Annotated in this window: 12 protein-coding genes; 7 read left to right on the plus strand and 5 right to left on the minus strand. The window is 42.3% G+C overall.

All coding sequences use genetic code 11. From position 1 onward, the window contains the following. Position 1 precedes the first annotated feature (1 nt). Complete coding sequence (locus I588_RS00745; protein ID WP_010757012.1) at positions 2-1,786, plus strand: penicillin-binding transpeptidase domain-containing protein; 1,785 nt, start codon at positions 2-4, stop codon at positions 1,784-1,786. A 66-nt stretch (positions 1,787-1,852) separates the two neighbouring features. Here the strand turns inward: I588_RS00745 and I588_RS00750 are convergent, their stop codons facing one another. Then, the gene (locus I588_RS00750; RefSeq protein WP_010757013.1) at positions 1,853-2,356 is read right to left on the minus strand and encodes a GNAT family N-acetyltransferase; all 504 of its coding nucleotides are present in this window, start codon (positions 2,354-2,356) and stop codon (positions 1,853-1,855) included. A 213-nt stretch (positions 2,357-2,569) separates the two neighbouring features. On the opposite strand from I588_RS00750, the gene I588_RS00755 reads away from it, so the two are divergent. Both I588_RS00755 and I588_RS00760 read left to right on the plus strand, forming a co-directional pair. Next, complete coding sequence (locus I588_RS00755) at positions 2,570-3,616, plus strand: YibE/F family protein (RefSeq protein ID WP_010757014.1); 1,047 nt, start codon at positions 2,570-2,572, stop codon at positions 3,614-3,616. Then, positions 3,616-4,398, plus strand: a complete 783-nt coding sequence (locus I588_RS00760; RefSeq protein ID WP_010757015.1) for a YibE/F family protein — start codon at positions 3,616-3,618, stop codon at positions 4,396-4,398. The genes I588_RS00755 and I588_RS00760 overlap by 1 nt, the downstream gene beginning before the upstream one ends. A gap of 79 nt (positions 4,399-4,477) precedes the next feature. On the opposite strand, the gene I588_RS26300 is transcribed toward I588_RS00760, so the two are convergent. After that, positions 4,478-5,146, minus strand: coding sequence for a CPBP family intramembrane glutamic endopeptidase (locus I588_RS26300; RefSeq protein WP_010757016.1), 669 nt, complete (start codon positions 5,144-5,146; stop codon positions 4,478-4,480). A 168-nt stretch (positions 5,147-5,314) separates the two neighbouring features. Here I588_RS26300 and I588_RS00770 point away from each other — a divergent pair, with 168 nt between their 5' ends. Genes I588_RS00770 through I588_RS00780 form a run of 3 tightly spaced genes read left to right on the plus strand, consistent with a single transcriptional unit; the run spans position 5,315 to position 8,462 of the window. Beyond that, a complete protein-coding gene (locus I588_RS00770; protein WP_010757017.1) occupies positions 5,315-6,217 on the plus strand; it encodes an ABC transporter ATP-binding protein in 903 nt (300 codons plus the stop codon). 2 nt (positions 6,218-6,219) lie between these two features. After that, the gene (locus tag I588_RS00775; protein ID WP_010757018.1) at positions 6,220-7,827 is read left to right on the plus strand and encodes an ABC transporter permease; all 1,608 of its coding nucleotides are present in this window, start codon (positions 6,220-6,222) and stop codon (positions 7,825-7,827) included. After that, on the plus strand, positions 7,827-8,462 hold the full coding sequence (locus I588_RS00780) for a TetR/AcrR family transcriptional regulator (RefSeq protein WP_010757019.1): 636 nt from the start codon (positions 7,827-7,829) through the stop codon (positions 8,460-8,462). Before I588_RS00775 ends, I588_RS00780 begins: the two co-directional genes overlap by 1 nt. 117 nt (positions 8,463-8,579) lie before the next feature. Here I588_RS00780 and I588_RS00785 read toward each other — a convergent pair whose 3' ends face one another. Further along, entirely contained in the window at positions 8,580-10,166 is a 1,587-nt protein-coding gene (locus tag I588_RS00785; protein ID WP_051130092.1) for a putative polysaccharide biosynthesis protein, read from the minus strand. 325 nt (positions 10,167-10,491) lie between these two features. Next, a complete protein-coding gene (locus I588_RS00790) occupies positions 10,492-11,187 on the minus strand; it encodes a TIGR00266 family protein (RefSeq protein ID WP_010757021.1) in 696 nt (231 codons plus the stop codon). A 92-nt stretch (positions 11,188-11,279) separates the two neighbouring features. Here I588_RS00790 and I588_RS00795 point away from each other — a divergent pair, with 92 nt between their 5' ends. Continuing rightward, positions 11,280-12,062 (plus strand): ABC transporter ATP-binding protein, encoded by a 783-nt coding sequence (locus tag I588_RS00795; protein WP_010757022.1) that lies wholly within the window; start codon positions 11,280-11,282, stop codon positions 12,060-12,062. A gap of 1,094 nt (positions 12,063-13,156) precedes the next feature. On the opposite strand, the gene I588_RS00800 is transcribed toward I588_RS00795, so the two are convergent. Beyond that, positions 13,157-14,860, minus strand: a complete 1,704-nt coding sequence (locus I588_RS00800; RefSeq protein WP_010757023.1) for a M3 family oligoendopeptidase — start codon at positions 14,858-14,860, stop codon at positions 13,157-13,159. Positions 14,861-14,938 lie beyond the last annotated feature (78 nt).

The raw sequence follows: 14,938 nt of genomic DNA on the forward strand, positions 1-14,938 counted from the left end.
TATGCGCAGATTTAAACGATTTATTAAACGGCAAAATCAACCGAATACAATTGGTAATCGGAAGCGAGTGGGTTTCTTATTGATTGTATTTTCCTTACTACTATTTTTGGTTTGTGCCTTTCGGATAGCTTATGTGGTTGTAAGAGGTCAGGTAGCAGGGGTTTCTTTAGCTGAACGTACCGAGGCGCTTTATAATGGAACTGAAACGACCTTTGCCAATCGTGGGCAAATTTTGGATCGAAATGGCAATCCGCTGGTGGTGAACAGCCAGCAATTTGATATGTATGCTATTTTATCTCCAGATTATAAAGAAGGGGATCAGCCGCTTTATTTAGCGCAAAAAGATTTTTCAGCCGCTGCCGAAATTATCAGTCAGCAAATTGACAGCAAAGCTGAAGACATTCAGGCCTTGCTGGAAAAAGGAATCAAGGATGACGGCGAGATTCTGTTTCAGGTAGAATTAGGCAGTGGGGCTAAAGGCTTGAATTTAGAACAAAAAACAGCGATTGAACAAGCTTTAGCTGCTAAAAATATTTCCGGTATTTATTTTACTGCTGCTAACAATCGCAGTTATGTGAATGGGTCCTTTGCTGCCCATCTATTAGGCTATACGACCAATCAGGATGGCAAAATTATCGGCAGCTCAGGATTGGAAAAGACCTACGAACAGGTTTTAGCCGGAACCGATGGCAAAATTGAGTTCAATAAAAATGCGCAGGGCAATCCGTTGCCGGGAACCGTAAAAGAAACGCAAAAGGTAGCAGATGGCAAGGATGTAACTACTACACTTTCTGAGCCGCTGCAAATGCAATTGGAGCAGCTGCTAGATACAGCAGATGCTTCTGCCCAGGCCGAAAGCTTAACAGGTGTATTGATGAATGCCAAAACAGGCGATATTCTAGCGATGGCTCAACGGCCAACCCTTAATCCGGAAACGATGGAGGGCACGGAGGACGAGAATTTTGTTTGGCGAAATTTATTTACGGAAGAGCAGTATGAACCAGGTTCAACAATTAAGGTGGGAACCTTAGCTACCGCAATCGATGCTGGTGTTTTCAATCCGAATGAAGTGATTCAAGCAGGGCAAATTAAAGTCGGAGACACAACAATCAATGACCACGATTTTGGTCAAAAGGGACCACTAACGATGCGGCAAGCCTTTTCTTGGTCCAGTAACGTTGGAATGGTGAATCTTTACAATAAAATGGGGGCTGCAAAATGGCAGGAGGCCCTGAAGCAAATGGGCTTTGGCAAAGCTACCAATTCTGGTCTGGACGAGGCAGCCGGCTCTTTGCCCACTGATAATATGGTGGATTTAGCCATGAGTGCTTACGGACAGGCAATTAGTGTGAACCAAATGCAAATGCTGCGACTGTACAGTGCAATTGCGAATAAGGGAGTACCTGTTCAGCCCCATGTTGTGACTGATACTAAAAATGAGCAAAGCAATGAGCAGATGTTTTCAGCAGAAGCTAGTCAACAGGTGCTAAATTATATGCGAGATGTGGTGGAGGATCAAAACTACGGAACAGCTTATGGTTTGTATAACTTGGAAGGGCAGGCGGTTTCTGCTAAAACCGGTACGGCCCAAATCCCAGCCGAAGATGGCAGTGGTTATGGTGTGGGCACTAGCGAGTATCTGTATTCTGTTGCGTTGGTTTACCCGACGGATGAACCGCAATATATTTTGTATTTAACAATGAAGCGTCCGCAAAATTACTCGGCAGATACTTTACCGAATATTGCGAATCCACTAATGGCTGCTTCCATGCAGCTAGGGGAATAAAAGAAAAGGGCATTGCTTATCAAAAAAAGGTTCTTTCTGAGTAGTTTATAAAATCTCAGAAAAAACCTAAAAGATAGGTGGTGCGCTTTTTTGTTTTACATATCGGCTGCCAGTGTTTGCCCACAAAGTAAAACCGCATGCTAACAAAGCTTTTTTAGACGCTTGGTTTTGAGCATCAATATCCGCCGTCACTAGCAGTGCGTCCGGGAAAGTAAAAAGCTGTTCCACCAATAATGCAATCAAAGCTTTTCCTAAGCCTTTCCCCATAAATTCGTCTTCGCCAATCAAATAATCAATGCCATAAGCACCTTCTAATGGCAGCGTGCCAAAATCCTCGTCACTGTCGCTGCAACTATAAGACTGACATAACCCAATCGGCTGCTCCTGCCAAGTAACTACTTGATAAGTAATCCATCGAAAGGCATAATGGCGCTGACGTATTTCCGATAACCAATCAGTGATTGTGATACCCATAGCCGGTATCTCGTACCAGCGTTTGACGTGGGGCTTATGCAACCAATTCTTTACTAAGGGAAGGTCTTCATCTTCAAGTAAACGTAATTTCAACATATTAACCTCCTCATATTCAGTATAAAGGACCGATCAAGTGAAAACCAGCGGCGTATCAATTGCGCAACGCTGCACTTGTATATCGTAAACTAATTTAGTGGTCTTTGCTCAATAGCTAATTGTAAGACCGATTTTACTTTTTTCTAATCTTTTTTAGATTAAATATCCTGCGAGAACGTAAATGGTAGAATAGATGGTGGATAGGAGGCGTTTATGAAGAAAAAAGTGCGAATATCTTTACTGACTTTGATGGCAATTGTCATGATTGGATGGTTAATTCAAGCCAAAAGCAGTTTTCTTTATTCAGATCCAGTCATGAGAGTAGAGGAGTCCAGCATTCAGGCCGCTGAAAACAGGCAAGAAGTGAAGGGCTCATTATTGAACCGATCAGGTACAGTGACGATTAATGAAACATATTATGATAACGAAGGCTTGTCACCTGCTTATCAGAAGGGCGATCAGCTCGTTTTACAGAAGCAAGGAGGAAAATGGCAGGTTCTGTCCTTGAAACGGGATGGTTATGTCTTCATCCTTGTGGGAATATTTATCTGGATTGTCTTGTTAATTAGCGGCAGAAAGGGAATTTATACGCTGATTGGCTTAAGCTTGAACAGTCTTTTGTTGGTGCTTTTCCTTTGGATTAATCTGCATAATCGCAGTTTGCCCCTGCTATTCTTAATGTCCATCTATACGGTATTGGCAGTGCTGATTGCTATGGGAACCTCCTATGGTTTTAAGAATTTAGATTTACGAAAAATTGTTGGAACCTTGCTTAGTGTCTTTTTGGCTTTTATTATCTGTCTGGTTGCCATGAACCAGTTAGGAGACAATGGCATCTGGTTTGAAGAGATGCAATTTGTCACTCGACCGTATCGTTCGGTCTTTCTAGGTGGGTTATTAATTGGAGCGATTGGTGCTAGTATGGATAATATTGTGACGATTATTTCTAGTTTGGATGAGATACAAGCCAAAAATCATCAGCTTTCGGTGAAGCAGCTGGTGCGTTCTGGTCAAGAAATTGCTCAAGATACAGCCTCCTCAATGATCAATGTTCTGATGTTTGCTTATTTGAGCGGGGCGATTCCTTCTTTCGTTTTTAATCTAGCGAATGGTTGGACTTTTAGAGACACGTTTGGCCTGCACTTGTCGTTGGAAATCCTGCGCGCGATTTGTGGTGGCTTTGCGATCGTTTTGTCGGTACCAATTGCTTTGGCTGCTTTTATTGCTGCTGAAAATCTGAAGCGAGGGAGGAAAACGTAGTGAATGTGTTAGTGATTCTTACTGTGATATTAATGGGATTGATGATTCTGGTTTTTAAAAAGAGCGCTGTATATATGATTACCGGAACGTTCATCAATTTTTTCCTGTTTGTCCTGCTGCTTTTTTTACTGAGTCGCGGATATCCGGTGTATTTGGTGACCTTTGCTATTTTTCTAGGCGTCGCGTCTGTCACATTGTTTTATATTAATGATGTCAATGCTAAAACGAAAGCTGCTTTTCTTTGTGTTATTCTTTTTCTAACCATCTTTACCGTCGTAATGCTGCCGGTGATTCAAGTGTTTAAGGTTCATGGTTTTGCTTTGGAGGAATTAGAGGAGCTGCAAATGATGGATTTTTCAGTCGCTGTGCCTTTTTCAGCCTTGAACACTTCGATTATTTTAATGAGCTTTTCTGGAGCAGTGATCGACAGCAGTATGGCTGTTAGCAGTTCTACTTATGAAATTTACCGCTTTGGCGATAAGAGAAGTCTGCAAGCATTAATGCGTTCCAGCATGACCGTTGTTCAGGAAATTTTCAGCTCTACTATTAATACACTGCTTTTTGCTTTTATGGGGTCAAGCTTGGCACTGATTATTTGGCTGCAGGATTTAAAGTATTCTTTTCTTGATATAATTAACTCAAAAGCCTTTGTTGGTGAACTATTAATTAGTATTTTAAGCGGAATAGCAGCAGTAGTTATTCTTCCTATGACTTCGGCCATTGCTAGTTATTTGTTTTATAATCGTCGTTTTGAAGAGGGAAGGAAAGATAATTTAGAGTAGGGTTGATAGGTTGACAAAGTTGGATAACTGAAAAAAATACCCTCCAGAGGCAATTTGGCTTCTGGAGGGTTTGCTGTAATTAGTGCAAAAATGCTAATACGATTGCTGGTAACAAATTATTAATCGCATGGGTCAGCATCGACATTTCGATGCGGTTGGTTTTGTAATAAACAAAGCCCATAACCAATGCCAAGCTGCCGTAGGTTACAAAGCTGATCAAGTCAGTTGGTACGTGGATCAAGGTAAATAGCAGCGATGACAGCAGGTAGGCTGCCAGCCGATTTTCTCGGAAAAAGAACTTAAAAATATATCCACGGAAAACGAGTTCCTCTAGGACTGGTGCCATGACAACCATTGAGAAAAACAAGAGAATGCTAGAGGTTTCACCACCAGCAAGGCCCTGCAATGCTTGGTCATTTGCGGTTTTAATTGGGATAATCATGTTTAAGATAACTACCCAAACCCGCAGGAACAAACCTGCTCCAATTGCTAAACCGATGGCAGGGCCTAATTTCATCCCTCTTCCCATAAATGATCGTCCATTTTTAGTCCAAATGTCACCTTTATCAGCCACAAAAGCAGCAAGAGCCAGCATCGCCAGCAAAATCACAGCGCCGATTAACACACCCGCTATTCCTTCAATCATTCCAGTCAACATAACGACAGTTGTAGGCAAGGTTGCCACAATCATCATAACCAGCCACAGAATAATGCGTAAAACTATGTTCATTTGATTTTTTCTTTCCAATGTTTTGAACCTCCTATCTTTTAAACAGTATATCAAAAAACAGAAGGGAAAACTTTTTTTTCATAAACGGTTCATTTTTCGTCTTAAATGGTTGGTTTATCCGTTGACCCATGAGTCAACAGAGGTATATAATAAAATTGACCCGAGAGTCAACGAGAGGTGATGGAAATGAATCAACCAGTAATTAAGCTTCAGCAAGTAAAAAAACGTTTTGGAAAATTTGAAGCCTTGAGGGATGTCAGTTTTACTTTGAACCAAGGCGAAGTGCTGGGATTTATCGGCCCAAACGGTGCAGGAAAGTCAACAACTATCCGAATTTTATTAGGAATGCTAAAGGCAAGTGGCGGACAAGCACAAATTTTTGGACAGGATGTTTGGCAGGAGGCAGTAGCTATCCATCGTCAAGTAGCTTATGTACCTGGCGATGTCAGTTTGTGGCCCAATTTGACTGGGGGAGAAATTATTGATTTGCTGCTGGAATTGAATCAGCAGAGTCGGAATCAAGAGACTGAGCGTTTGATAGAGCTATTTCAGCTGGATACCAGTAAGAAAGCTCGTAATTATTCGAAGGGCAATCGGCAAAAGGTCGCTTTGATTGCGGCGTTGTCGCAATCTGCTGAGCTGTACATTTTCGATGAGCCCACCTCTGGCTTGGACCCGTTAAATGAACAAACCTTTCAAAAAGAAGTACTGCGGTTAAAAGAAGAAGGGAAAAGCGTCCTGCTTTCCAGCCATATTCTATCTGAAGTAGAAAAAATGTGTGATCAAATTGTGATTATTCGTGAGGGAGAAATTATTGAGCAAGGCAGCTTAAAGGAGCTGCGGCATTTGACTCGGCTGGAGCTGACGGTCGAAACGAAGGAGCCCCTGACTGAGCTGACCAATCAGCCAACTGTTCATGATCTTAAGTTTGCTAATGATCGCCAAACTAAAGCAGGCTTTACCTTGGATCAGGAACAGCTGCCTGAATTAATGGTTTGGCTGAGTAAACAAGGAATCGTTTCGATCGTAAGCACGCCACCAACCTTGGAAGACCTATTCTTGCATTATTATGGCAAAGGGGGCCGCTGACGATGAAGGCAGTACGCTTTCTTTTTAGAACGAATGTAAAACAAAATCGCTTTTTGCTGCTGGTTTGGATCATTTTATTGGCAGGGTTATTTGGAGCGATGGCCTTTTACTTTAATAGTCTGTTTGGTACTCAGGCGGAAATCGATTCTATCGGTGATACCATGCGTTCACCTGCGATGGTCAGTATGTTTGGCGCTTTTTCAACAAAGCAGTTCAATACAACGGCTGGTTTACTGGCAGGGATGTTGACCGTCTTTATGGGGATTTTTATGATCATTTTGAATATCCAATTGGCAGTAAATGCTACACGGAAACAAGAAGACAGCGGTTTGCTGGAGCTGGTACGTTCACGAGCAGTGGGGCACCGGGCCCCAACGTTAGCTGCTGGTTTGCTGTTGGTTGTGACGAATGGTTTATTAGGGATTCTTTATTTTGGGTTATTGCAGCTGGCCAAGCTGCAGGATGCTAACCTTGGCGGGAATGTTTTGTTTGCGGCTTTGCTGGCTAGCGTAGGGTTGATGTTTGGCATGCTGGTCTTGCTGCTGGCTCAGATTGCCAATGATACAAGGCAAACCTATTTGCTGAGCTATTTACTTTTTGGCATCTGCTTTTTGGGGCGGATGATGACGGATGTAACCAATCCCGATTTTTCGTGGGTTTCTCCACTGGGCTGGCTGACTAACGCAGAAATATACGTGGAGAATCGTTGGCTGCCGGTGATTCTTTTGCTGGCTGTGACCTTCTTTTGTGGCAGTTTGGCATTGATTTTAGTCGGTCAACGTGATTTAAATCGCGGATTGCTGCCAGAAAGAAATGGTCGCAAGTCTGGCGGGAAATTTTTAAAGGGTCCACTAGGCCTAATTTTTCGACTGGAACGAAATCTGATTATCGGCTGGGGAATCGGTATGTTTGTGCTGGGGTCTGCCTATGGCTCGGTATTTAATAGCATCGGCGATATTTTAAAGCTTAACCCTACGTATGAGCAGGTTCTAGGGGTGGATGCGTTGCACACCGCTAATGAAACGATTATTTTGAATTACGTGAACCTTTTGGCGATAGTTTTTTGCTTGCTGGCGGTTATTTGCGGAGGAACGATTGTCTATAATTTGAAAAAGCATGAAGAGAAGGGTTATCTGGAAATTCTTCATGCGAAGGCTGTCTCACGTAATCAGCTGTTTTTCAGCTACTATTCTGTTGCGGTACTGGCAGGACTGATTTGTTTAGCTGCGGCGATTTCAGGAATGGCCTTGGCGGGAAATATAACCTTGGATCAGACGATCGATGCCGGCTATTTCTGGCAAACATTTGGTGTGAATAGCTTAGTTCTGGTAACGTTTCTCGGATTAACCGCCTTTTTAGTAGGCATTCTACCCAATTTGATTGCTTTTTTATGGGGCTACTTGGCGATTGGCTTTGTTTGCTGCTACTTTTTACCTTTACTGGACTTTTCTGAGAATTGGCGGAAAATTTCTCCTCTAGGCTGGACAGATAGAGTACCTGTAGGCTCGATATCCAGTCACTGGCTGATTTTAATGATCGTACTGACAGTGGGTCTGACAATTCTCGGATTGATTGGCTACAATAAACGGGATGTACAAGGAGGGATTTGATGAAGGAGATTGTCAAAGCTCCAGAAAAGGAGCAAGCGATGATTGCAGCTAGTCTGAAATTGTTTGGCAATAAGGGCTTTGCTGCCACAAAAATGGAGGATCTTGCTAAAGAGGCGGGGGTGTCAAAAGGATTGCTGTTTCACTATTTTGGCAATAAAACCAATTTGTACCTAGCAACCTATGAGCATGCGCGCCAGTTCTTTTATCAGCATATCGATCCTGAGGCTTGGTCTGCAGCCAATGATTTTTCGGAAATGGTTGAGCAATCCATGCGCCGCAAGCTGGGGCTGCAGATCCATAATCCCTTGGAATTCAATTTTTTATTTCGCAGTCTAAGTGAGCTCCAGCAATTACCTGAAGGAATAAAAAGCCAGCTGGCTGTGAAAATGCAGGAGGAATATCAGGTAACACTGCAATTAATTACTCCAGTCTTAGATCGGATGGAAATTGCGGCTCCTTATACAAGAGAGGATGTTTTGCGGGTACTTTACTTCGTGGTTCAAGGAGAAACAGAAGCCATTCAACGGGAAATGAGCCAACATCCAGAGTGGACAACCTTGGAGCAGATGGAGCCAATGGTAAAACGCATGAAAACGTCCTTGAGCCTTATTCAAAATGGTTTTCTAAAGTCGTGAAAAGAGTTAAACAAAATAAAATCTCGCAATTACCTAGGAAAGAAACGTTCCCAGCAGGTAATTGCGAGATTTTTTTAGTAGGCTTAATTATCATGCAGTCAGAGCATTTCAATCAGCCTAACGCATGCGCAAACGACGACGAATACCATCGACTCGAGCACCTAACAATTTGTCAGCCACGCGAGTTTTTAGAGCTAAGATCATGTAGGTAAAGCCACCAGCTGCGGCAACAATCAGAATAATGATCAATGATTGGGTCTTGGAATCTGGACTAAGGAAAATTTGACAGCCCCATTTGACGATCATAGCAACTATCCCCATAACTACTGCCATACCAGCAATTTTCAAGATGGACTGAGCAGTGGCTCGCATAGGAAAGCCGGTAATCGAATGAATCCGATCCAAAATGAATAAATTAGCCACCAGCAATCCCATAAAGGTTGCTAATAATGGGCCATAGGGTTTAAACAAGAAGGTCAGCGGCACCTGAGCGATCAGCTTAACCACAATACCAATAAGCAAGAAGCTCACTGCTTGTTTATTGCCATCCAAGCCCTGCAGCATGGTAGAACAAACCATAAACAGTCCCATAATAATTCCTACAAAGCAAGAAGCAGCTAATAACTGTGACCCTAAAGCATTTGGCTGATAAAATAAAGTATTCAATGGATAGGACAACACCATCATCCCCACGGTTGCTGGCATCATTGCAAAGAAAAACAGTTGGAAATTGTTGGAAGCTAAGCTAGCCAAACCGGTAAAATCCTTTTTAGTATACCGTTCAGTAATTAACGGCAGTCCGGCAGTTGCCATCGCTGTTCCAAGGGCAATCACTACCATTGTCAATTTGTCCGGGTTTGGTGAAATATAGGCAAACAATTCAGCGTTTCGTTCCGCGGTGTTGTTGGTTACCCATTGCATGATACTTTCAAAGGAATATTGATCAATCAGCTTAAAAATACTGATGCCGCTGCCGACAATAATAAACGGAATCGCCTGCATGACCATTTGAGTGACTAATTCCCGTCCAGAAAAGCTGATTTGATCTAGGCTTTCCCGCTCCAGCTCACGATAAGCGGTTCGCTGCTTAAACAACGAGAACAAGAGTACTGACATAGCAGCCACTACACCAATAAACGCCGCAAAGGTCGAATGAACTACCGCCGTTTTGTAGCTGCCCTGATTAATCTGCATAATCAAGTACGCAGAGGCCAGCATATAAAAGACACGAGCAATTTGTTCAATGATTTGCGAAAGCGCGTAAGGCTTCATGTCACTGTTCCCTTGGAAGAAGCCGCGAATAACACTCATCATTGGGAAAATAAGCAGAACAATACTCAACGAGCGCATCACAGGGATCAAATCGGGATCTCCTTGAGCCAGGAGCGGCGCCCCAAAGAACATCACACCCGCAAAAATAATCCCGCCAATCAGCATGATACGCAGGGTATAGAACAATAATCGCTTGCTGGTCTTAAACTCATTCATAGAATTGTAGCGAGCGGTTTGCTTGGCTACGGCTGCCGGAATTCCTGCGGTAGAAATCATCAAGAACAGGGCGTACACGTTGTAGCCCTTCCCGTACAGAACATTCGCCGCATCCCCATGCGGCTGCATCCACATATACCACGGAATAACATACACGGCACCTAACAATCGGGAAAAAATATTACCAACAGTCAGCCAGACCGTACTTTGCACCATTTTTTCTTGCGTAGTTGCTTGTTTTTTTGAAGTTGAAGCAGCTTTCGGCGGCGGAGCCGGCTGAACAGGCTGCTCCAGCTCTTCTTTATGATAACGAGACATACGGGAAACCAGCGGCTTGCCCTGATAGATCTTCGTCTCTAAATCGTTATAGTCATTTTTTTCAGTCATACTAACCAGCCTTCTCAAAAGATTCTTCCATATTTTACCTGTTATTTCTCATAGATACAATGGTGAAAAGAAATCTTAACGGAATTCGCAAGAAATCGGTTACTTTGCACCAAAAAATCGGTAGACAAAATTGTCTACCGAGAATAAAGCAAAATTAACTGCTGGTGGCAAAACCATTGATTTGTCCAGCAAAATTTTCAACGTTGCGGGTTTGAATATAAATATCCCCCACACCATGGAATTCATTGACAATTCCTTCACCCGTTTTAAAGCCAAAAATACCAGAAGCTACTTTAATGTCATAATCCAACGAACTGGTCCAAGCAATGACATGCTGATTATCAACAATTACCGGCTCCGAACCGTCCAAATGAATCTTTTCAACATCGCCAAAAGCAGAGACCAATAAATGACCGGTGCCAGAAGTTTCCATGACGAACAATCCACCAGTTCCTCCCAGCAAGGCACCTGAAAGCTTTTGCCGCTTCATTTCGTAGCTGACACTTTGATCACTTGCAAGAAAAGCGCCCGTATTTAGTCGCCAATGCTCCTGCCCCACATCCAATTTGAAAATAATCCCCGGTGAGGGAGGTGCAACCGCAATCACTGAACCATTGGATAAACCCGTTGCCGTACTAATGAAAAATCCTTCGCCACTGGAAACCGAGCGCCCTAAAGCACTTAACGCACCACCAATTCCTCGTTTGCCATTGGCATTCATATGACCTTCCAATTCAATTTGCCCCAGTTCATAAACCATCGCTCCCGGCTCAATTCGAATCTGTTCATTTTGCTGCAGCTGAATTTTTGCAATGGGTGCAAATACGCTGTCTGTAATTTCTACCTTCATAGCTCAACCTTCTTTCTAAAAAAATTATACCATCGGAATGATTCAAGCGGGGAAAATTTTGGTATGATAAGTAAAAGGTAGGAGGATGACGTATGGCAATTTTGACATTTGAAGACGTATCACTAATCCGGCAGAAGAAAATCTTGCTGGATACGATTAATTGGCAAATAGAAGAAGGGCAGGATTGGGCACTATTAGGCCTAAACGGAGCAGGCAAGACGTTGCTGCTGCAAATGATTTCCGGCAACATGTGGCCGAGTAAAGGGAAATTAACTGTTTTAGGCGAAGTGTTTGGCAAGACATCTATTCCTGATCTAACTAAACGGATCGGTTGGGTAAGCAATATTTTGCAATATCGATTCCAGCAAAGCGAAACTGCTGAACGAATTGTACTTTCAGGGAAATTTGCCAGCATCGGCATCTATCAGCATTTTACTGAAGAGGAAATGCAAGAGGCCAAAGAGATATTAAGCTCCCTAAGCGGAAAGGATTTAGTTGGGAAACCCTATCAAGTCCTGTCACAAGGAGAACGCCAAGTGGTATTGATTGCGCGAGCATTGATGGCCCACCCAGAGCTGCTGATCCTAGACGAACCATGTAACGGCTTGGATCTATTTGCCCGCGAAGATCTATTGGATCGGATTCAACAAATTAAACAAAGCGCAGATGCACCAAGTTTACTATATGTAACCCATCATACTGAAGAAATTTTACCATTGATCAGCCACGTACTAATGGTTAAAGACGGCAAAATTTTCAAACAAGGAACCAGGGAAGAACTAATTACCGAAGACACCCTAACCCAGTTCTACACCAGACCAATTGATATTCACGAACTAACCACCGACCGGCTAATGGTTATGCCCAAAAAATAGCACGAATCTGTCGACCGTCAATAACACTAAAAACCCCTAGTTACGACAGACGAGTCAAACCGTTGGTGCCAAAGGGCTTAACAATTTATTCGTGTTATCTTTGCTTTAAAAAGGCCTGAGATATAGGCGATCGACAGAAAGGGTTCTTCTTAGCCCGCCGTAACAAGGCTGGCTCTATGCGAGTTCAAATCTAAAAGAGTGAAATGTAAATAAAGATAATGAAATCACTGTTTTCTTTCATAACCTCGTTCAAATCTAAAAGAGTGGAATGTAAATGGCGAAGGGAGCCCCATGAGTGGGGTTTGGGGTAGAGGTTCAAATCTAAAAGAGTGGAATGTAAATCACCGTGGACGAATTAAAGACAAGGACTTTCAAGGTTCAAATCTAAAATAGTGGAATGTAAATAGTTTCTCCCGTTCTCTTTTTAAATTAGTTCTCATTAGTTCAAATCTAAAATAGTGGAATGTAAATTATCACAACCACGCCCGAACAAGCAACCGTCTATTATCTAAATCTAAAATAGTGGAATGTAAATGGTTGATTTTGCATGGGAATGAACGAATGTTGTTTCGTTCAAATCTAAAATAGTGGAATGTAAATTATCAAAGATAAGAATAATCAAGATGACCCCTATGGTTCAAATCTAAAATAGTGGAATGTAAATATGGTAGCCGATTGCGGATCAATGTCCCTGTTAAGTTCAAATCTAAAATAGTGGAATGTAAATTAGTTTGGATCGTCTTGGAAAACTGACAAAATGTAGTTCAAATCTAAAATAGTGGAATAAAAGAAGGTATTAGAGTCACAAATACCTCACCCAAAACAGTGCAACGCCAACCAAAGCTATTAGTAGCGGTATTATTAGAATCTTAAGTCTAATAATACCGTTTTTTCACGTATCTAATCTAAAAACTCACCAATTCTCGACAAGTAGTTTTATTCATGGGTATATAAGATATTAATATCGCAAAAGAAATAAGTGCTAACTACCAAAATTAGCACCAAAACACCCAAAAAACATATGGACACTCCACCTCCCAAACCAATGAACGAAAAAAACCAAAGCCATCTCCAGCTTTGGTTTTTTATTTGCGTTAACTTTTCAGACTTTCTTCAGGGATTTCAGCTAAATAGTCAGCAACATTTTGAATAACGCTCTTCATCGCCTCAGAATCAAAAGGAGAGACGAGATTTCCAAGTGCCACTGTTTCAAGGAAAGTCTTTGTTCCACCAATTTTACAAATGGCTAAGTAATCATTCCAAACCTGAGGATCTTTTTCAATTATGGCTCGTTGCCAAAACTGAAAGGCACAGACTTGTGCTAGGGTGTAATCAATATAATAGAAGGGAACTTCAAAAATATGTCCCTGACGATACCAGTAAGTTCCTCGCTCCAAATCGGAGGATTGACGGTAATCTCGTTCTGGACAATATTGTTTTTCCAATTTACGCCAGCAGGCCTTCCTTTGAGCCGGAGTCCATTCAGGATGCGAATAAACCTCCTCTTGAAAATGATCCACCAATGCTCCATAAGGTAAGAACTGCAAAGCACTGCTAAGATGAGCAAAGCGATACTTATCACTGGCAGTTCCGAAGAATTCCTCCATCCATGGCCAGGTAAGAAATTCCATACTCATCGAATGAATTTCAGCGGTATCCGAAGTAGGGAAGACTAGTTCAGGTTCCTCGATCCACCGGGAAAGATAGCTTTGAAACGCATGGCCGGTTTCATGAGTTAACACATCTACATCATCAGAGGTTCCATTAAAGTTGGCAAAAATAAACGGCATATGATAGGCATCGATAAATTCACAGTAACCGCCGCTTTGTTTGCCTGCTCGGCTAGTTAAATCCATCAACTGCTGCTGTGTCAGCAAATCAAAAAAGTCACCGGTCTCCGTTGATAACTGATGATACATTGTTCGGGCCTTTTCCACCAGCTCGCATTCTTTACCTTGCGGCTTAGCATTGCCGTCCGGGAAAACCAGCGGCAAATCATAATAAGATAATTCAGAAAGCTTCAATCGATCAGCCTGTCGTCGATACAGCTCCTGGGTTTTAGGTACAATCTCTTCTAAGATGAACTGGCGAAACGACTGAATCTGACTGCGGTCATAGCTCCAGCGGTTCATGGCAATATCCCCATAAGCGACATAATTATCAAAGCCTAACTGTTGGGCGATGGCTGTTCGCAGCTTAACCAGCTGATCGAAAATTTCGTCAAAGCGTGCTTCATTTTTCGTAAAAAAGCTTTGATAAATTTTTTGAGCTTTGCGGCGAGTAAAGCGATCCTTTGCTGTAAAGCAGGCTGAAATTTCTGACAGCGTATATTTTTTTCCATCAAAAAGCAGCTGGGCTGAAGCAATCAATTGAGTATATTGACTAATCCACTCGTTTTCCTGCTGTTTGAGTTGAACTACGCGATCATCCAATAAACGAACTTGATCATTCGCCAGCAGAAATAAGGTCTCAGGGAAAGCTTGTTTCAATTCTGTTTGAAAAGGGGAGTGAAGCAAAGCCTGATAAAATTCATGATGAACCTGATCAAATAAGGGCTGATGCTCATCCCAATAATTATTCTCCTGCGCATAAAAACGGTCATTGGTATTGATGGAATGACGAATATAAGCAAGTTTTGCCATCGTATCTATGTCGGTTCGAAGCTTATTCAATTCAGTAAGAGCCCCTCGAGCGGCTTCAAAGCTTGCAGCTTGAGTAAAACCAGTTAACTGGTTGTTAAAGGTATTTTTGTAAGCATCAAAATCTGGACGATCATAAGTAAATTGTGCAAATTCCATAGCGATTCCTCCCAACACTTTTCTTTATTATAACCCAGTAGGTAAAGAAACAGCAGAGGAAAAAAGAGCCAGACGGAA

Source organism: Enterococcus pallens ATCC BAA-351 (genome assembly GCF_000407485.1).
GTDB lineage: Bacteria > Bacillota > Bacilli > Lactobacillales > Enterococcaceae > Enterococcus_A > Enterococcus_A pallens.

Bases quoted from the DNA above. Each gene is read 5' to 3' on its own strand.
- I588_RS00745 (WP_010757012.1), top strand. From the start codon at position 2: ATGCGCAGATTTAAACGATTTATTAAACGGCAAAATCAACCGAATACA.
- I588_RS00750 (WP_010757013.1), bottom strand. From the start codon at position 2,356: ATGTTGAAATTACGTTTACTTGAAGATGAAGACCTTCCCTTAGTAAAG.
- I588_RS00755 (WP_010757014.1), top strand. From the start codon at position 2,570: ATGAAGAAAAAAGTGCGAATATCTTTACTGACTTTGATGGCAATTGTC.
- I588_RS00770 (WP_010757017.1), top strand. From the start codon at position 5,315: ATGAATCAACCAGTAATTAAGCTTCAGCAAGTAAAAAAACGTTTTGGA.
- I588_RS00775 (WP_010757018.1), top strand. From the start codon at position 6,220: ATGAAGGCAGTACGCTTTCTTTTTAGAACGAATGTAAAACAAAATCGC.
- I588_RS00780 (WP_010757019.1), top strand. From the start codon at position 7,827: ATGAAGGAGATTGTCAAAGCTCCAGAAAAGGAGCAAGCGATGATTGCA.
- I588_RS00785 (WP_051130092.1), bottom strand. From the start codon at position 10,166: ATGGTGCAAAGTACGGTCTGGCTGACTGTTGGTAATATTTTTTCCCGA.
- I588_RS00790 (WP_010757021.1), bottom strand. From the start codon at position 11,187: ATGAAGGTAGAAATTACAGACAGCGTATTTGCACCCATTGCAAAAATT.
- I588_RS00795 (WP_010757022.1), top strand. From the start codon at position 11,280: ATGGCAATTTTGACATTTGAAGACGTATCACTAATCCGGCAGAAGAAA.
- I588_RS00800 (WP_010757023.1), bottom strand. From the start codon at position 14,860: ATGGAATTTGCACAATTTACTTATGATCGTCCAGATTTTGATGCTTAC.